Origin of the sequence: Bradyrhizobium sp. (genome assembly GCF_019242285.1) — a bacterium.
GTDB lineage: Bacteria > Pseudomonadota > Alphaproteobacteria > Rhizobiales > Xanthobacteraceae > Bradyrhizobium.
In genome coordinates, this window is sequence record NZ_JAFAVV010000814.1 from 1 (window position 1) to 18,000 (window position 18,000).

General features: G+C 65.1%; 18 protein-coding genes. 10 read left to right on the forward strand and 8 right to left on the reverse strand.

Going from position 1 to position 18,000, the window contains the following annotated elements; translation table 11 throughout:
- The 4 genes from JOY90_RS33415 to JOY90_RS33430 form a co-directional block, all read left to right on the forward strand.
- On the forward strand, positions 1 to 249 hold a 249-nt coding region (locus JOY90_RS33415), incomplete at its 5' end, for an acyl-CoA dehydrogenase family protein (protein WP_291695357.1).
- Positions 250 to 411: 162 nt separating this feature from the next.
- Positions 412 to 714, forward strand: coding sequence for a hypothetical protein (locus tag JOY90_RS33420; protein ID WP_291695358.1), 303 nt, complete (start codon positions 412 to 414; stop codon positions 712 to 714).
- Positions 715 to 952: 238 nt separating this feature from the next.
- Positions 953 to 1,672: a class I SAM-dependent methyltransferase gene (locus JOY90_RS33425; RefSeq protein ID WP_291695359.1), complete on the forward strand. Its 720-nt coding sequence runs from the start codon at positions 953 to 955 to the stop codon at positions 1,670 to 1,672.
- A gap of 225 nt (positions 1,673 to 1,897) precedes the next feature.
- Positions 1,898 to 4,099, forward strand: a complete 2,202-nt coding sequence (locus tag JOY90_RS33430; RefSeq protein ID WP_291695360.1) for a hypothetical protein — start codon at positions 1,898 to 1,900, stop codon at positions 4,097 to 4,099.
- A 119-nt stretch (positions 4,100 to 4,218) separates the two neighbouring features.
- On the opposite strand, the gene JOY90_RS33435 is transcribed toward JOY90_RS33430, so the two are convergent.
- Positions 4,219 to 4,533, reverse strand: a complete 315-nt coding sequence (locus JOY90_RS33435) for a hypothetical protein (RefSeq protein WP_291695361.1) — start codon at positions 4,531 to 4,533, stop codon at positions 4,219 to 4,221.
- A 367-nt stretch (positions 4,534 to 4,900) separates the two neighbouring features.
- On the opposite strand from JOY90_RS33435, the gene JOY90_RS33440 reads away from it, so the two are divergent.
- Positions 4,901 to 5,350, forward strand: a complete 450-nt coding sequence (locus tag JOY90_RS33440; protein ID WP_291695362.1) for a GFA family protein — start codon at positions 4,901 to 4,903, stop codon at positions 5,348 to 5,350.
- 1,044 nt (positions 5,351 to 6,394) lie between these two features.
- Here JOY90_RS33440 and JOY90_RS33445 read toward each other — a convergent pair.
- Together JOY90_RS33445 and JOY90_RS33450 are read right to left on the reverse strand one after the other, a co-directional pair.
- Positions 6,395 to 7,024, reverse strand: coding sequence for a hypothetical protein (locus JOY90_RS33445; RefSeq protein WP_291695363.1), 630 nt, complete (start codon positions 7,022 to 7,024; stop codon positions 6,395 to 6,397).
- A 125-nt stretch (positions 7,025 to 7,149) separates the two neighbouring features.
- Positions 7,150 to 8,793 (reverse strand): outer membrane beta-barrel protein, encoded by a 1,644-nt coding sequence (locus JOY90_RS33450; protein ID WP_291695364.1) that lies wholly within the window; start codon positions 8,791 to 8,793, stop codon positions 7,150 to 7,152.
- 279 nt (positions 8,794 to 9,072) lie between these two features.
- Between JOY90_RS33450 and JOY90_RS33455 the strand changes: the two genes are divergently transcribed.
- The gene (locus JOY90_RS33455) at positions 9,073 to 10,083 is read left to right on the forward strand and encodes an SIS domain-containing protein (RefSeq protein ID WP_291695365.1); all 1,011 of its coding nucleotides are present in this window, start codon (positions 9,073 to 9,075) and stop codon (positions 10,081 to 10,083) included.
- Positions 10,084 to 10,086: 3 nt separating this feature from the next.
- Here JOY90_RS33455 and JOY90_RS33460 read toward each other — a convergent pair whose 3' ends face one another.
- Positions 10,087 to 10,629: a carboxymuconolactone decarboxylase family protein gene (locus JOY90_RS33460; protein WP_291695366.1), complete on the reverse strand. Its 543-nt coding sequence runs from the start codon at positions 10,627 to 10,629 to the stop codon at positions 10,087 to 10,089.
- Positions 10,630 to 10,700: 71 nt separating this feature from the next.
- Here JOY90_RS33460 and JOY90_RS33465 point away from each other — a divergent pair, with 71 nt between their 5' ends.
- Positions 10,701 to 11,048 (forward strand): helix-turn-helix domain-containing protein, encoded by a 348-nt coding sequence (locus JOY90_RS33465; RefSeq protein WP_291695367.1) that lies wholly within the window; start codon positions 10,701 to 10,703, stop codon positions 11,046 to 11,048.
- Here JOY90_RS33465 and JOY90_RS33470 read toward each other — a convergent pair.
- The 3 genes from JOY90_RS33470 to hemH form a co-directional block, all read right to left on the reverse strand.
- A complete protein-coding gene (locus tag JOY90_RS33470; protein ID WP_291695368.1) occupies positions 11,029 to 11,469 on the reverse strand; it encodes an NfeD family protein in 441 nt (146 codons plus the stop codon). The two genes, JOY90_RS33465 and JOY90_RS33470, sit on opposite strands and share 20 nt — an antisense overlap.
- Before the next feature lie 18 nt (positions 11,470 to 11,487).
- Entirely contained in the window at positions 11,488 to 12,498 is a 1,011-nt protein-coding gene (locus JOY90_RS33475) for an SPFH domain-containing protein (RefSeq protein WP_291695369.1), read from the reverse strand.
- Between the two features lie 204 nt (positions 12,499 to 12,702).
- Positions 12,703 to 13,740 carry a ferrochelatase gene (gene hemH, locus JOY90_RS33480; protein ID WP_291695370.1) on the reverse strand — a complete coding sequence of 346 codons (1,038 nt, stop codon included), beginning with the start codon at positions 13,738 to 13,740 and terminating at the stop codon, positions 12,703 to 12,705.
- A gap of 209 nt (positions 13,741 to 13,949) precedes the next feature.
- Between hemH and JOY90_RS33485 the strand changes: the two genes are divergently transcribed.
- Entirely contained in the window at positions 13,950 to 14,348 is a 399-nt protein-coding gene (locus JOY90_RS33485) for an MAPEG family protein (protein WP_291695371.1), read from the forward strand.
- 7 nt (positions 14,349 to 14,355) lie between these two features.
- On the opposite strand, the gene JOY90_RS33490 is transcribed toward JOY90_RS33485, so the two are convergent.
- Positions 14,356 to 16,437 (reverse strand): M3 family metallopeptidase, encoded by a 2,082-nt coding sequence (locus JOY90_RS33490; protein WP_291695372.1) that lies wholly within the window; start codon positions 16,435 to 16,437, stop codon positions 14,356 to 14,358.
- Between the two features lie 134 nt (positions 16,438 to 16,571).
- Between JOY90_RS33490 and JOY90_RS33495 the strand changes: the two genes are divergently transcribed.
- Together JOY90_RS33495 and JOY90_RS33500 are read left to right on the forward strand one after the other, a co-directional pair.
- Complete coding sequence (locus JOY90_RS33495; RefSeq protein ID WP_291695373.1) at positions 16,572 to 16,832, forward strand: hypothetical protein; 261 nt, start codon at positions 16,572 to 16,574, stop codon at positions 16,830 to 16,832.
- 665 nt (positions 16,833 to 17,497) lie between these two features.
- The coding region (locus JOY90_RS33500; RefSeq protein WP_291695374.1) for an alanine racemase at positions 17,498 to 18,000 on the forward strand (503 nt) is incomplete at its 3' end.

The following is an 18,000-nucleotide window of genomic DNA, read 5'->3' on the forward strand; positions in this document are numbered from 1 at the left end:
GAGAACTCGATCGCGAAGGTGTTTCTGGCGCACATGGTGCACCATGTGATCGACACCGCGATCCAGCTCCACGGCGCGCTCGGCTTCTCCCAGGATACGCCGCTGGCGAAATGGTACACCCAGGTGCGCTCGCAGCGCCTGGTCGACGGTCCCGACGAAGTGCACCGCTGGAAGGTCGGCCGCAACGTCATCAAGGCATTCCGCGAGCACGGCACCACCGCCGCGGCCGCAGGCGGCGATCTGTTGTAGCGGCGGCTCCGCGGGCGGCGCCTCGGCGCTGCCCGGATGCTTTTGTTGATGGCGTGGTCGAAGGGCACTAGCGAATATCGGCTCCGGTGTGGTTAGATTCGGGCGTCCTCCTGGCGCCGCTGGTTCGCGGAAACGGAGCGGGCCTCTGAACCACCACAACCGATGACTGCGATCATCCTCTTCGCCCTGCTCTGCCTTGCCACCGCCTCGCTCGTGCTGCGGACCATTCTTCTCATCGCCGGCGGTCACGAGCATGGCCACCTGGCCAAGCGAATGCCGGTCGCGGCATGGGCCGCGTTCCTGCCGCCGCTCGCGATCGAATGGGCGTGCAATCTGGCCATGGCGCTCGTGCTGGCCCTGGTGCTGACCTACCAGATCGCGCCACAACCCGTCGACGATATGCTGGGAGACCTGCTCAGCCACGCACCGGCTTCGATGATGCCGCTTGCCGACGACGAGCAATGAGGCGCTACGCCGAACGGCAGGGTGGGCGAAGCGGCCGCGTACAAGGAAGCTCGCCACGCGACGGCGGAAGCGTACCCGCCGTTTCGATGCAACGCTGTCGAGACATGGTGGGCAGGCTTCCGCCTTCGCTCTTCGAGCGAAGTCCGAAGCTCAGCCCCTACGCACCTTCGGCACCTTCCGAGTCGCTGCTGCGGTTTGCGGTGGACATCGCCGGGATCGATCGGTATCGCGATGGCGCATGAACCTCCGAGCAAAATGGGAAGCCCAGGCCGATCAATGGATCGCGTGGGCGCGCGCGCCGGGTCACGACAGTTTCTGGCGGCATCACCGCGATCAATTCCTCAGCCTGGTGCCGGCACCCGGGCGGCTGACGATCGACATCGGCTGCGGCGAAGGCCGTCTCGCGCGGCACCTCGGCGGGCTTGGACATGCGGTGGTCGGGATCGATGCCTCGCCGTCCCTCGCCGCTGCCGCGCACGCGAGCGATCCCGCGATGGCGATCGTGCTGGCCGATGCCGCGCGCCTTCCGCTGACGGACGCGTGCGCCGACCTTGCGATCGCCTTCATGTCCCTCCAGGACATCGACGCGATGCCCGAGGCGGTGCGCGAAATTGCCCGCGTGCTTGCGCCCGGCGGCCGCTTCTGTCTCGCCGTCGTCCATCCCATCAATTCGGCCGGACGTTTCGAAACCAGGGCCCCGGATGCTCCTTTCATCATCAAGGGCGATTATCTTCGCCCGTTCGAATCGGCGGACCTGGTCGAGCGCGACGGGCTCGCCATGACGTTCCACAGCCGGCATTGGTCGCTGGAAAGCTATTTCCTGGCGCTGGAGCAGGCCGGCTTTCTGGTCGAGGCGCTGAGAGAGCCCGAGCTTCCGGATCACGCCCTCGTTTCCGAGGCCAGCCGCCGCTGGCAACGCGTGCCCCTGTTCCTGCACCTGCGCGCCCGGAGGACGTGAGGCGTGGCCCATCCGACGCAGGATCGCGTAACGTCGCGAAAGTTGACGCCAACATGACAGTTTCAATGCAGATCCGACTTGCTTGTGGGTAACACACCTGACGCCTCGTGCGCGTGCCGCCCAAAAGCCATGGTTGTGTTAATTCGCCGCAACATCGCGCGAGATAATGGCGCTCCCGTCGGTAATTGCATTTTGCATTTCACCCGCCGACATCGGGAGCAAACGATGATGAGATTTGGAGCTTTGTTGAACGCGCCATCGAAGGTGCGTGGACTGACGAACGCGAATTGCGCGCGTTACGGTCGCGGCGTGATCGCATCGGCACTGCTCGCCGGCACCGCGCTCGCGATGGTGCCCGGTTCTGCCGAAGCGGCGGCGCCGCTTCAGGCGTCCTGCCAACTCCACTCGGCAGGCAACAAGATCAAGCGCGTGGTCTACATCATCTTCGACAACGTGCATCTGCGGCGCGACAATCCAAACGTGCCGTCCGACCTCGAGCAGATCCCCAGTCTCCTGAACTTCCTGCAGGAGAACGGCGTCGTCAGCGGCAATCACCACACGCCGCTGATCTCCCACACCGCCGACGACATCCTCACCGGCCTGACCGGGGTCTACGGCGACCGCCACGGCAGCCCGATCTCGAATAGTTTTGGCATCTACAAGGCCGACAATTCGTCCGCCGTCTTCCAGACGTCCTTCGTCTACTGGACGACCACCACGGCCCAGAGCCATCCGGAGGCGGGCGAGAACCTTCCCGTCCTCGTGAACGAGAACGGCAAGAACGCACCGGCGCCGTGGGTCGCCTACACCCGCGCCGGCTGCGACGTCGGCGCCTTCTCCTTGAATGGACTGGCGATCGAAAACAGGACCGACATCGCGAACATCTTCGGCTCGACCGTCGCCGCCTCGGCCGCGACCCCGGACTATGAGGGCGTCGCCGTCCATTGCGCGAAGGGCAGCCCCCTGTGCGGCAACAGCTTCGCGAAGCCCGACCTGCTGCCCGACGAGCCCGGCGGCTATACCGGGTTCTCCGCGCTCTACGGCAACATCAACGTCCAGCCGGTGATCTCGCCGAGCGGCCCGGTGACGGATCTCGATGGCGTCGTGATCACCGATCCCTTCTCGAACAAGCCGGGCTTCCCCACCGACTTCGATCCGTCGGCGACGGCCTCGCTGGGCTATGCCGCGAAGATGCTCGAAGCCGGCGTTCCCGTGGTCTACACCTACGTTGCCGACGCGCACGATCCGCATCACCTCGACGTTCCGAATGCGGGTGCCGCCAACCCGAACAACGGTCATGCCTATGGTCCGGGCGAAGCCGGCTATGTCGCGGCGCTCAAGTCCTACGACCAGGCCTTCGGCAAGTTCTTCAGCCGCCTCAAGGCCGACGGCATCGACGCCAGCAACACGCTGTTCGTCGTGGTGCCGGACGAGAACGACCATTTCGTCGGCGGTCCTCCGAGCCCGGCCAATTGCAACGGCGTGACCACGCCCTGCACCTACGCCAATGTCGGCGAGATCGAAACCTCGCTCGACAAGCTCCTGCTCTCGGAGCGGATGAACAGCACGTCGTTCTCGGTGCACAGCGACGATGCGCCCAACATGTACATCAGCGGCAACCCGGCGGCGACCAGCACGCTCACCCGGACCATGGAGCATGACCTCGACGCGCTGACCGCCACCAGCCCGATCACCGGCAAGACCGACAAATTGTCGGTGCTGCTGGCCGACCGGGCCGAAATGAAGCTGCTGCACATGATCACCTTCAGCGCGCAGCGCACGGCGACCCTGACGATGTTCGGCGACGACGACTACTTCTTCGAGACCGGCAACAACTCCGGCTGCGCGGTCCCGAGCACGCCGGTGTGCGAGTCTCCCGGCTTTGCCTGGAACCACGGCGACTTCCAGAATCAGATCACCCGCACCTGGTTCGGGCTGGCCGGCCCCGGCGTGGAGCGGAAGGGCAGGAATGATTCCGTGTTCTCCGATCACACCGACGTTCGTCCGACCGTACTCACGCTCGTCGGCCTGAAGGACGATTACGTGCACGACGGACGCGTGCTGGCCGAGGATCTCGAGCCGCATGCGCTGCCCGATTCCCTGGAGGACAGCCTGTTCCCCTATGTGGAGCTGGCCAGGGCCTACAAGCAGATCAACGCCCCCAAGGGTTCGGTCGGCGTCAACAGCCTGGTCGCCGCCAACCGCGCCATCACCAGCATCAGCCCCAACGACGGCGTCTACAACAGATATCTCACCACGATCGGCGCGATCACCACGGAGCGGAACGCGCTGGCGGGAGCGATGATCACGCTGCTCGACGGCGCCGCGTTCAAGAACCAGCGGCTTCGCGGCGGCGACAAGGTCGAGGACCTGATCGAACAGGCGCGCCGGCTGACCGACAAGGTCGAAGACCTCGCGGGGCACTAGCCGCTCGCGATGTCCTGTACTGATTGTCGGAGCTTGGAGCCAGCGCCCTGACCGGCGCTGGTTCTGTCTTGTCGGACGTCGACAATCGCGCGCGGACCGTCGCGATCCGTTCCGCGCATCTATTGCAGACTTGCCTCGGGCCCGTGATGAAAACCTGACATCCACCAAATCGCCGGAATGAGAGCAGCCGGCAACAGCGTTAGCGCGCAAGACACGATGAGACCGAGATAGAATACTGGTTTGCGAAATGGTTGAGTCCTGCTTGTATCGCCGCCGGCCCACAGGAGCTCGCTGATCCAGCCGAGCGTATAAAATACGTTGGCCGCAAGTCCGTAAATTACAGAGCCGATGATCAATCCTAGCGGTTCCTCAACGCCGTCGCCGGAGGCTGAAAAATGCGACCCAATCCACAGCAGCGCACTGATCGTCATCATTCCGAGAACTGCAAGCGTGGCGTTGTAGGGAATACGCCGGATTTCCCATCAAACAATTGCGTCCCACGGCTGTTTCATTTTCCTGGCATTTCGTTCCTGCTAGCTAGGGCAGCGTACCCCATCATCGCTGTTCGAATACCGATTCTCCAGGCCGGTCGCAAAGCCAATCTTGAGCAGGCGGTTTAAAGTCCGCTCGGATCACGGGCTGCCGCCACGACTGAGTTGGCTTCATCGCCGCCGTGCCTCGGTCAGCAGCCGATTTGCTGCGTCGCCCAGGTCGGCGGCCGTGGGCCGGTGGGCGACATCGTTGACACACGATGGTCAATCAGCACAATCGAACAGTCCTCTAGAGGAACAAGGTGCGGCAATGGATGCTACTTCAGTGTCTGGCAAATGTTTGTGCGGCTCGATTGTCTTCCAATACACCGGGGAACCGAACTGGACGGTGCATTGCCATTGCGAGAGTTGTCGACGAGCAACCTCTTCCGCAATCACGACGTGGATTTCAGTCCCACGCGGCGCGTTCGCGTTCACGAAGGGCATGCCCCGCTATTTCAATTCTTCGCCAGGCGTTCGGCGTGGCTTCTGTGAGAATTGCGGGTCACCCCTCACATATGAGAATGAACGGATAGAGAGAGAAATTAACCTATATGCGGTGTCGCTGCTCGACGCGAACTATGCGTCGCCGAGCTGCCACGTCTTCGTCAATGAACAGCTACCTTGGTTCGAGGCGCTCGATGACTTGCCGAGGTTTGCAACGACCGGTCGCGACGGCGCCTCACCTGTCCGCTTCGGTCCCAAGATGAAGTTGGATTGATCTTCGTGCCGAGGGCCAGTTAGAGTCGGCTCTCGCGGTTGGACAAATGGAGGTGCTCGTTCCATCTCGCGATCCGGTTGATGTCTCTCGTGGGTCACGAACTGCCTTCCTGATCGTGTAGCGCCGGCCGCTGTGCCCCAGATAGCTGCCGGCCTGCCGCACCACGCAAGTCGATAGACTCGGGCCCAACCCGGTTGCGCCCGCCAGCGCCTCATTTCGGCCGACAGGCGCAAGGCAGTCCGCCGGGACAGCCCGTCAAAGCCCCTGCACAGAGCCACTAACGGTTCTCCCCGGGCGAATCAGGCGAGTGAGCCGCTTTCCCATCCGGGAGCCCGCAAAACGCGGCGCGAAACCGCCTGCGCCAAAACAGAAATTTCGCGAGCGGATTCAAGCCGGTCCTCGTCGCGACCGCTTCGACGAAAATTTTCTCTTTCTTTTTATCCGAAGTAGTGCTATATGCCCGCATCCCGCCTCGATGAGAGGGGCGAACGCGTCGTCACGAGCGTGAGGCGGGGATGCGATGGACGTCATGGTGCGCGAGACGAGCGCAACCGGCGCGGACGGCGAAGACGTGTGGTCCCGGCATCCCGACGCTGATGCCAAGCTCGCGATGATGCTTCGCATCACGCGGGCGACGGGGGCAAGAAAGCCCGGTCCCCGAGGAGAGCACGGAATAAGCGTTAACACCATCGCGCAGGGAATGCCGGTGATTTCGGCTGAACCTGTGGTAACCGCCGCGTGCGTTCTTGTTGCACGCGGGCCATGGGTGAGGCTGAACCACCCGGCATTCCCTGCGCCCTCTCCTGTTTCGAGGGCGGATCACATGAAGAAACTCGGGCACAACATGCCGCGAGAACGCGGGCCCATGCCGGCAGTGCCGTAGGGTGGGCAAAGCGGCCACATGCACCGAAGCTGACCACGCAGGGACAAAAGCGTGCCACCATTCGGAGCAATGCTGTTGATGGAATGGTGGGCACGGCGCTCCGCGCGATGCGAAGCATCGTCGCGTCGCGCCTTAGCCCACCCTACCCGCGGGATCGAGCGTCAGTGGCCGACCAGCGCAAATGGCGACGTGCCGGTCACGGGAAGCGAATTGATGGTTCCCGACGGTTGCTGGGTGTATCCCATCCCGAACGACAGGCTGACGTTCGACGTCGGCTTGAACTCGATGCCGGCATGCGCGCTGTAGCCGGGCAGCGTGCCGGACGTGGAGTCGAAGCCTGCGAACGGGCTGCCGATGCCGCTGTTGTATTTCAACGTGTCGAAGCCGGCATAGACGGAGACCGGCGCGTTCTGGAAGTTGTAGCCGAACTGCACGCCTTCGCTCGTGAGCGGGCCGAAACTGCCGAACGCCGCGCTCTGGCTCATGCCACTCATCAGGCCGAGGTTGGCGCGTTCGCTGCCGACGAACCAGCCGTTGCCGAGATTGTAGCGCGCATAGGAGAAGCCGCCGAAGCGGGAGTCACCACCGTCGAAGCTCGGAAAATTGCCGTAGGTGCCGGCGTTTCCGGCCTCGCTCACGGCGCCGCCGAAACCGGCCGGCCAGCCCGGAGTCCAATAGCCCAGCGGCGCGGCTTGAGCTTGCGCTGCCCGCCCGCCGAGACAAAGCACCGCCGCCAGGATCAATGCGAAACCCAGACTGGAGTTTACTGGTCTTGCCGCGATACCGGACATCCGCGCCACCATCGAGTGATGTGCAACTATACGCGCCGGACCGTCGCCGCGCCAGTGCGGCGCCGCCGGCCGGCCGCGCGACCGAGGCTGACCGGACAATCGAGCTTTTGCGTGACGCCCGCCGCTCAGTTCTGCAGCCTGACGCCGAGCATCACCAGGGTGCCGGCCGAGCTCGACAGCGGCAGATTGGAGTCGAGCCGGTCGTGGCGCACCGTGCCCTTGACCCAGAGCTTGCGCGTCATCTTGTAGATGACGTCGCCTTCGACCGAGTACGTCTTGTCGTCGCGGCCGACGCCCTGATAGTCGAAAGTGCCATAGGTGAACTTGCCGATGCCGGTGAGCCAGCGGCGGAAGTCGTGATCGACCTCGACCGTGTAGGTGTGCACCAGCACGCCGGAGCCGCCCGGCAGCGTGGTCTCGGCGATCTGGGTGTCGGAGATGAATTTCGCGGTCGTGAGCGGCGTCGCGCTCCACACCAGCGAACCCGAGGTGAGCAGGCCCTGCATGCGGTCGAGCCGCGGGTCGACATAGCTGCGCTCGGCCCAGCCGACCGCAAGCTCGCCGGTCAGGATGCGGCTGAATTCGAAGGACGTGCCGGCCTTGGCGTAGCCGCCGGAAGAATCGCGCTGGAAGCCGCTGCGGTCGAACGTCAGGTCATGCACGCGGCTGTCGCCCTCGACCTCGGCGAATGGTTTTACGCCCGGCGTCAGCTCGTAGGAGACACGGCCGACGCCGCCATACTGGTTGAAGTTGCGGTCGTCATTGCTGGACGTGGTGCCGTCGGTCAGGGTCGAGTTCTGGTAGGCGGTGCGGTCGACCGCGGCGCCGCCGGAGATCTGCAGGCGGTTGAAGCGCTGATCGAAGCCGAAGGTGCCGCCCAGCGTGGTGTAGATCGGATATTTCGCGAGCCAGGCCTGGATGTTCGGGCTGCCGGGATTGTCGGTGGAAACTCGCAGGCGGCCCTGCGCGGTGAGATCGGTGTCCCTGGAAACATCGAGCCGGCCGTCGACATGGCCGGTGAAATCCGGCCGGTCGATGTTGGTCGGCGCCGCATTGACCTGGCCGTCGACGGCCGCCGGCAGCGTGCTGCCATAGCCGGTGAAGGAGCCGCGCAAATCCGCAACCAGCGCGTGGCGCTTCCAGTCGGACACTGCGAGGAATTCGGGCGCGACCACGTAGAGGGGCAGACCATGCGGATTGAAGGTGCGGCCGGGATTGCTGTCATAGCCGCCGGACAGCTCGACGGCGGACTTAACCAGGAAACTGCCGGCATAGTCGCCGACCGCGCCGAACGGATCGTCGTCCAGCTTGAGGCGCTTGCGCGCCGGCTGGCCAGCCATGGTGCCGGCCACGGCCGGCGGCACCGGCGGCTTGTTGGCGGTCTCCGACGGAGGGACCGACAGCCGCAACTGCCCGGTCGCGGTGAGCTGGGGCGGGGCTGGCGGCGGCGAGCCGGGCCCCGGCGGCGGCTTCGGCTTCGTCTGGCCGGGATGATACTTTGGCTGCTTGCGGATGCGGTTGAGGGAATCGTAGCCGGTGTCGGCGGCCCCGCTCGCCGCCGGCAGGCCGTAGGTCGGCACCTGACCGATCCGCGACGGCGCCGGACGTCGTCTGACGTCGCTGTCCGGATCCGGCGTGGCATCGCTCGCGTCGGTGGCGTCGCCGCCGATCTTGCGCAGCGGCAGGTCGGCGGCCGCCACGAACTTGCCGCGCACGGGATTGAAGAGGTCGGCCGTGAGCGATTGGGCGGAGGCGGAGGTGGCCACCATCAGCGCGAGACATGGCACGGCGGCGCGAACGGGATGCGCGCTGCTTTTCCGGCGCCTTGCTGGCCCCGTTGCCACGATGAAAATACTCCAACGAAATCATTCATTTCATCGACCAGTTCCGGTTGCACACGACGCGCCAACCCATCCGAAAATGTCGTTGAGGCAGTAAAGACAATTATGGTTAATGACCCGTTGAGAAACGGGCCCGTCGCATCGCCTCACCGACGCCGCTGTGTTAAGCAAGGCATGGGCCAAGGCCCCCCTCCCCAGGAAACCGACATGCCAAGCACGAAACCGCTGATGACAGCCTCATCCACGGCCCAGGCCGACGCCGCCATTCAATCGGCGCTGCGGACGCTCGAGGTCGGCGCCGGCGGCATCGCCGCGCTCACCTCCGCCCTGCGGGGGCCGCTCGGCACCACCTTCGCCGCTGCGGTCGGGCTGATCCGCGAGGCCAAGGGCCGCGTCATCGTCACCGGGCTCGGCAAGTCCGGCCATGTCGCGCGCAAGATCGCCGCGACGCTGGCCTCGACCGGGACGCCGGCCTTCTTCGTGCACAGCGCGGAAGCCGGCCACGGCGACCTCGGCATGATCACGCCAGAGGACGTCATCATCGCGCTGTCGTGGTCCGGCGAGCAGCCGGAGATGAAGAGCCTCGTCAACTACTCGGCGCGCTTTGCGATCCCGATGATCGCGGTGACCTCGAACGCGGACTCCCCGCTCGGCCTCGCGGCGCGCGTCGTGCTGGAGCTGCCGAAGGCGCGCGAGGCCTGCCCGCACAATCTGGCGCCGACCACCTCGACCCTGATGCAGGCCGCGATCGGCGATGCGCTGGCCATCGCGCTCCTGGAGAGCCGCGGCTTCACCGCGCTCGAATTCGCCAATTTCCACCCCGGCGGCAAGCTCGGCGCGATGCTGAAACTGACCAGCGACCTGATGCGCACGGGCGAGGCGGTGCCGCTGAAGCCGCTCGGCACCAGGATGTCGGACGCGCTGATCGAGATGTCGGCCAAGGGCCTCGGCTGCGTCCTGATCGTCGACGCGGCGGGCGATCTCGTGGGCATCATCACCGACGGCGATCTGCGTCGCAGTCTGCGACCCGATCTCCTGACCGCCGAGGTCGACGAGGTGATGACACGGAAACCGAGGGTGATCGACCGCAATTCTCTCGCCAGCGAAGCGATCGAGCTGCTCAACTCGGCCAAGATCATGATGCTGGTCGTGACCGAGGCCAATCGCCCTGTCGGCGTCCTGCACCTGCACGACCTCTTGCGCGCAGGCGTCGCGTGACGGCTAGCCTTGCGGAAATCGCGCCGCGTTCGGCTCCGGCGACAGCGCCAGGGCGTTCGCCAGGTAGGACACGGTGCGGTAGAAGCCGCAAAGCAGCATGATCTCGAGGATCTGCGCCGCGTCGAAATGCACCGCCAGCGCGGCGTATTCGGCTTCGTTGAGGGTCGAACGGTGGTGCAGCGCATCGACCGCCGCAATCAGTGCCTGCTCGGCGGCCGACCAGCACGGCGCATCGGCCCCGCCAAGCACGGTGGCGCGGACCTGTTCGTCGCTGAGGCCCGCCGGACGAGCGAAGATCGCGATGTGCACGCCCCACTCGTATTCGCAGCGGTTCAGCGCGCAGGTGCGGTCGATCACGATCTCGCGCTGGCGCAGGCTGAGCGGACCGGGGTCGAGCAGGCTGCCGGCCTTGAACTTGTCCCAGGCCCGTCGGTGGCCTGCCATGACGCGGAACAGCGTCAGCGGCGGCGCACCGCGCATGATGCGGTCGAACTCGGCCTGGATTTCCGGCGCATAGGGTGGCTCGAGCGGCACGATGCGTGACATGGCTGACCTCGATGCTACATTTAACGTAGCGGCAGATTGCTACATTTCCCGTAGCATCGCAAGGAGCGCCGATGGCGAAGATGGCAGCAAAGCACGCGGTCCGGGGCTCCCGCACCGGCCGGCCGATCATGGCCCTGCTGGACCTGCTCGGGCGGCGCTGGACCTTGCGGATCGTGTGGGAGCTGCGGGGTGGCGCGCTGACATCGCGGGCGCTGCGGGCGGCCTGCGACGAGGTCTCGCCGACCGTGCTGCAGGCGCGGCTGACGGAACTGCGCGAGGCCGGCTTCGTCGAGCTCGGGGAAGGCGGCGGCTACGGCCTCACGCCGCTCGGCCGCGAGTTGTTCGAAACCTTCCTGCCGCTGCACCGCTTCGCCGAGCGGTGGCAGAAGGCGCAGGTCGCTACGCCGCGGCGACCGTGAGATTGGCGCCGTCGGCCCGCACCACCCTGACCCGGCTGCCGGCCGGCGCGTCGGGGCCGGCCACGCGCCAGACCGTGTCGTCGATGCGGACGGTGCCGGAGCCGTCGATGATCGGCTTCTCGAGCGTGAAGACCCGGCCGACCAGCGCCTCTGCGCGGCGGTTGAGGAAGGTCTGGCCGACGGGCTGTTTGGGGCGCGCGAGCCGCAGCCACACCGGCACGGCCGCGGCGGCGAGGATCGCGAACATCAGGCACTGCAGTTGCCAGGGCGGCCCGAATGCGAAGGACAGCAGTCCGACCAGCAGCGCGGCAAGCCCGAGCCAGAACAGGAAGACCCCGGGTACCAGCACCTCCAGCGCCATCAGGAGGACGCCATAGATCAGCCAGTTCCAAATACCCAGCGTGTGAAACATCTCGGACATGACACGGTCTCCATGACCCTATGTCTGCGGCGGTGTCGGCGGCAACGAGGGCGCCGCCGAGCCCGAAGAGGGCACCGCTGTCGGACGGCGCGCCGCCGCCTGTGCGGAGGCGGCGCTTTCGCCGAAGGTGGCCTTGGCGATCTCGCCGATGCCGGCCAGCGAGCCGATCAGGTTCACCGCCTCCATCGGCAGCATGATCACCTTCTGGTTCGGCGCGTCCGCGAACTGCCCGAACGCCTTGATGTAGTTGGTGGCGATGAAATAATTCAGCGCGGCGACGTCGCCCTTGGCGATCGCCTCGGAGACCATCTCGGTGGCCTTGGCCTCGGCCTCCGCCGAGCGCTCGCGCGCCTCGGCATCGCGGAAGGCGGCCTCACGGCGGCCCTCGGCCTGCAGGATCTGGCTCTGTTTGGCGCCTTCGGCGCGCAGGATCTCCGATTGCCGCTGGCCTTCCGCCTGCAGAATGTCGGCGCGCTTGACGCGCTCGGCCTTCATCTGCCGGCCCATCGCCTCGACCAGGTCGGCCGGCGGCACGATGTCCTTGATCTCGATGCGGTTGACCTTGACGCCCCAGGGCGAGACCGCCGCGTCGACCACGCGGAGCAGCCGCTCGTTGATCTCGTCGCGATGCGACAGCACCTGGTCGAGATCCATCGCGCCCATCACCGAACGGATGTTGGTCATGGTCAAGACCGTGATCGCATTGGTGAGGTTGGCGACCTCGTAGCTCGCCTTCGCCGCATCGAACACCTGGAAAAAGGCGACGCCGTCGACCGTGACGGTGGCGTTGTCCTTGGTGATCACCTCCTGCTGGGGAATGTCGATCACCTGCTCCATCATGTTCATCTTGCGGCCGATACGGTCGAAATAGGGCACGATGAGATTGAGCCCCGGCGACAGCGTGCGGGTGTATTTGCCGAACCGCTCGATCGTCCAGTCGTAGCCTTGCGGAACCGTCTTCACGCCGGCGAACAGCGTGATGACCACGAGCAACACGACTACGATGGCGAAAATGTCGAAGCCGGACATAACTCCTCCTCGGCGGACGCAAACCCTGCCCGCCAACTAACGAAAGCATCGCTTGAATGGGTCGTGCACCAGTGCCACCGGTTCATCCCGCGCTTCTCACAGCATATAGCTAAGTATCAGTCCACCGCCTGCCAGATGTATGACCGGGAGCTGCGCAAGCGGGGCGCGGCCGGCTCGGGAGAAGTTTTCGCGCACCCTCGGCTTTCAGATCCAGCCCTGCAGCTCGCGCAGCACCAACTGGCGGATCACGTCCATGCCGATCTCGCTGTCGTTGAGGCAGGGGATGGCGGAGAACTCCTCCCCGCCACGGTGCCTGAAGATGTCGGCGTTCTCGCCGGCGATCTCCTCCAGCGTCTCCAGGCAATCGGCGGCAAAGCCCGGCATCACCACGGCGATGCGGCGCACGCCCTTCCTGGCGAGCTGCTCGATGGTCTTGTCGGTATAGGGCTGCAGCCACTCCTCGTTGCCGAAGCGCGACTGGAAGGTCAGAAGCAGTTTCGAGGCATCCATGCCCAGCCGCTGGCGCAACGCCTCGATGGTCGCGATGCACTGCGTCTCATAGGGATCGCCCTTGTCGACATAGGACCGCGGCATGCCGTGGAACGACGCCACGATCAGTTCCGGCTCGAACGAGAGCGTCGCCAGATGGGCATGGATCGACAGCGCCAGCGCCTCGATGTAGTTGGGATCGTCGTAATAGGGCGGTGCGACCCGCAGGGTCGGCTGCGCACGCATTCGCGACAGCACGCGAAACACCTCGTCGCACACGGTCGCCGAGGTCGCCGCCGAATATTGCGGATAGAGCGGCACCACCAGGAGACGGTCGCAGCCGCGCGCCGTCAGCGCGTCGATGCCGGCGCGGATCGAGGGATTGCCGTAGCGCATCGCCCAATCGACCTCGACATGGTCCCGGTCGGCGATGCTGCGCGCCAGCTTCTCGGCCTGCGCGTGGGTAATGGTCTTGATTGGAGACTCGTTGGTCTCGTTGTTCCAGATCTTGCGATAGTCCCGCGCCTTGGTGCGGGGGCGGGTACGCAGGATGATGCCGTTCAGGACCAGCTTCCAGACCAGGCCCTGATCCTCGATCACCCGCGGGTCGGACAGGAATTCCTTCAGATAGACCCGCACCCCCTTGGTGTCGGCGGTGTCAGGGGTGCCGAGATTGACCAGCAGCACGCCGACGCGCGACGATCTCGCCTCGATGAGAGGCCTCGCGCTCTCGATGGGAAAAACCGCTGTCATGGCGTCCGTGGATTGGCGCGTCGCACAATTGTTGTCAAGCTAATGGCCGGTTCGTTAGTCTGTTACCCACCGGTGGCCCCTTTCGCTCGGTTGTCACCGGTTGAGCATTATATCGACGGCAGTTCATACCCGAATCGTGGATTTCTGATGCCCTCACCAATTGCAGGCCAGCGCTGGCGAGCGCCGCAGAATGCGGCAGGAGCGGAAACATGACGCTCGCGGAATGGTGCGTGTTTGGCGCGGTCGCGCTCTATCTCCTGACCATCGTGCCGATCAAATGGATCGCGTCTCGCCAATACGATAACGCCAAGCCGCGCGATCCCGCATTCTACCAGGATGCGATCCGCTCCCGCGCGCTGGGCGCGCACCAGAACGGCATCGAGACCTTTCCGTTCTTCGCGATTGCCGTGCTGTTGGCGGAATTCCGCCTCGCGCCGCAAAACCGGATCGACGAGCTGGCGATGCTGTTCCTGATCGTGCGCACCGCCTACGTCCTCACCTATGTCGGCAACCGCCCGAGGCTGCGGTCGATTCTCTGGAATCTCGGCTTCACCATCAACATCGTGATCTTCTTCCTGCCGCTGATCCGGCGCTGGCTGCCGATCTGACCTCGCCTCACGCCGCCTTGGGCTCCTCCAGCAGGCCGCGGCGGCGCAAGAGCGCGTCCGGCTCCGGCTCGCGGCCGCGGAAGGCGACATAAGCAGCCTCCGGATCGACCGAGCCGCCGGTGGAATAGATGTCGTCATGCAGGCGCTTGGCCACCGCGGGATCGAAAATGTCGCCGGCCTCCTCGAAGGCGCCGAACGCGTCCGCGTCCATCACCTCGGACCACATGTAGCTGTAGTAGCCCGAGGCATAATGGCCGCCGGAGAACACATGGCCGAACTGCTGCGGCCGGTGACGCAGCGCGATCTCCTCGGGCATGCCGATCTTCTCCATCTCGGCGCGCTCGAACGCCCTGACGTCACTGATCGCGGCCGCCGGCTGGGTGTGAAATTCGAGATCGATCAGCGCCGAGGAGACGAACTCCACGGTGGCAAAGCCCTGATTGAACCTGCGGGCCGCCAGGAAGCGCTGCAGCAGGTCTTCCGGCAGCGGCTCGCCGGTCTGGTAGTGCCGGGCGAAACGCTGCAGCACCTCGGGGCGCTCCTGCCAGTGCTCGTAGAGCTGCGAGGGCAATTCGACGAAATCGGTGAACACCGACGTTCCCGACAACGACGGATAGATCACGTTGGACAACATGCCGTGCAGGCCGTGACCGAACTCGTGGAACAGGGTGCGCGCGTCGTCCGGCGAGAGCAGCGGCGGCTGGCCATCGGCACCCTTGGCGAAATTGCAGACATTGATGACGAGCGGCGCCACCTCGCCGTCGAGCTTCTGCTGCTCGCGCAGCGAGGTCATCCAGGCGCCGGAGCGCTTCGATTGTCGGGCGAAGTAGTCGCCGTAGAACAGCGCCTTGTGGCGGCCCTGCGCATCCTTCACCTCCCAGACCCGGACGTCCGGATGCCAGACCGGGATGTCGGTCCGCTCGCTGAAGCTGATCCCGAACAGCCGGTTCGCACAGTCAAAGGCGGCCGCGATCATGTGCTCGAGGGTCAGATAGGGCTTGATCGCGGCGTCGTCGAAATTGGCCTTGGCCTGCCGGAGCTTCTCGGCGTAGTAGCGCCAGTCCCAGGCGGCGAGGCTGAAATTGCCCCCCTCCTGCGCAATCAGCGCCTGCATCTCGTCGCGGTCGGCGAGCGCCCGCGCCCGCGCCGGCTTCCAGACCCGTTCCAAGAGGCCGCGCACCGCCTCCGGCGTCTTGGCCATGGAATCCTCCAACCGATAGGCGGCGAAGGTCGGAAAGCCCAGGAGTTTCGCACTCTCCTCGCGGAGTGCCAGCACCTCCAGGATGATGGCGTTGTTGTCATTGGCATTGCCGTTGTCGCCGCGCGCGGTGAAGGCCCGAAACACCTTCTCGCGCAGGTCGCGCCGAGCCGCGCTCTGCAGGAACGGCTCGACCGCGGAGCGCGACAGCGTCACGATCGCCTTGCCGGCCATGCCGCGCTCCTCGGCGGCGGCCTTGGCGGCGGCGATGAAGGTTTCCGAGAGCCCCTCGCGGTCGTCCGCGCCGAGCTCCAGGAACCACTCCTGCTCGTCGCCGAGCAGATGGTGGCTGAAGGTGGTGCCGAGATGGGCGAGGCGCTCGTTGATCTCGGCCATCCGCTGCTTGGCCTCCTCCTTCAGGCCGGCGCCGGCGCGATGGAAGCGCGTATAGGTCCGCTCCAGGAGCCGCATCTGCTCGCCGGTCAGGTCGAGGCTCTTGCGGTTGTCTTGCAACAGCGCGATGCGGCCGAACAACACGGCGTTCATCAGGATCGGGTTCCAGTGCCGGGCCATCCGCAAGGACACTTCCTTGTCGATCTCCAGGATCTCCGGGTTGGAGTGCGCCGACACGAGGTCGTAGAAGACGGCTGCCACCCTGTCGAGCAGCTTGCCTGAGCGCTCGAGCGCCGTGACGGTGTTGGCGAAGTCCGGTGCTGCCGGATCATGGGTGATCGCGGCGATCTCGGCGGCATGATCGACGAACGCCTGTTCGAAGGCGGGGAGAAAATGCTCCGGCCGGATCTCGGAAAATGGCGGCGTCTGATGCGGCGTCTGCCACGCGACAAGCAGCGGATTCGCGCCAGCAGGAGCCGTTTCCGGGGTTTCCGACATCGTGAAATATCCGTCTTTTGCCCAAAGGAGCTTTGACGCGGTATAGCACGCGATCGGCCTTTTTTGGGGCCTTTTGGCCTTGATGGGGCCCGCCTTTTCGGAGAGATTGCGCGCCGCCTAGCAGGAGCAGACCGATGAGTGCACAGACCTCGCCGACCGCCTCGCGCCAGATCGTCTGGCCGAGCGTCATTACCGTGATCAGCGCCGCGATCCTGATCGGTGCGGAGGTGTTCGGCGCGGCGTTCGCCGGCGGCTGGGCGCTCGCGATCCTGTTCGGGCTCGACGACACCGGCACTCACATCCTGCAGGCGGTGCTGTTCGTGCTCGGCGTCTTCGTGATGGCCGCGTTCATTCGCGCCGCGCAGCGCGTCGAGCCCTTCACGACGCGACCGTAATTTTCCGAGTGCAAGAAACCGCTGCGGCACAGGCACAAGTTCGGCTACGATTTCTTAAGCTGGCTTAACATCCGTTCAGGTTCGAGCGACGGCTCGTGCGCTTCCGCACCCACGGCAAGCAGGCGTTAGTGAAAATCTGTCGTCAGCCTCAAAAAATTCTTGCGCGGTAAAGTCAAAGCGCTTATTTCCACTCTTGCCCAATTTCGCACGTGCCTGTGGTCGTGTGTCAGTCGGTAGGTATCCGGACAAGAGGCCGGACAGCCGCCAAGGGATGAGGAACCGAGGGGCGCTTTCGTCGTTCGCGACGCAAGTGTCCAGCATCTCTCTCAAGGGATGCCGTTGAAGGTCTCATCACCCCTTGCAACCGTGACTGGCAGCCGGAGGCGAACCGGCGCACCCCGCTCTCCACGGGGGACGCGACTTAAAGCAACGACGGATCGGGCTTTTTTGGTCTCTACCGGCAGTCCAACGCCGGCGCGGGCTACTGAAAAGGCTTGTCCTTCATTGCCAGGTGAGCGGGCGGGAACATTCCCAACCAATCCACGGCAGCACAATTCGGTCTGGGTTCGAGGTCTTGTCGCGCCTCCATCGTGCGGCAACGCCAAAGCATCCATTCCGAGACATTTTGAACGGGCCCTCATCGCACGGGCCGTTTGGAGGGTGCTATGACCGAACGCATCAGCGAGTTCCTGCGCGATCGCCGCGATAGGGGTCTCGATACCGAGCCCTGTCTTGTCGTCGACCTCGAGGTCGTGCGCGAAAACTACCAGAATTTTGCCAAGGCACTGCCGGACAGCCGCGTGTTCTACGCGGTGAAGGCCAACCCGGCGGCGGCGGTGCTGTCGCTGCTTGCGATGCTCGGCTCCTGCTTCGATACCGCCACCGTCGCGGAGATCGAGATGGCGCTCGCCGCCGGTGCGACGCCAGACCGCATCTCCTATGGCAACACGATCAAGAAGGAGCGCGATATCGCGCGTGCCTACGCGCTCGGCATCCGTCTGTTTGCGGTCGATTGCGCCGCCGAGGTGAAGAAGATCGCCCGCGCCGCGCCCGGCGCGCGGGTGTTCTGCCGCATTCTCTATGATTGCGCCGGCGCGGAATGGCCGCTGTCGCGCAAATTCGGCTGCGAGCCGGAAATGGCGGTCGAAGTGCTCGACCTCGCCAAGCA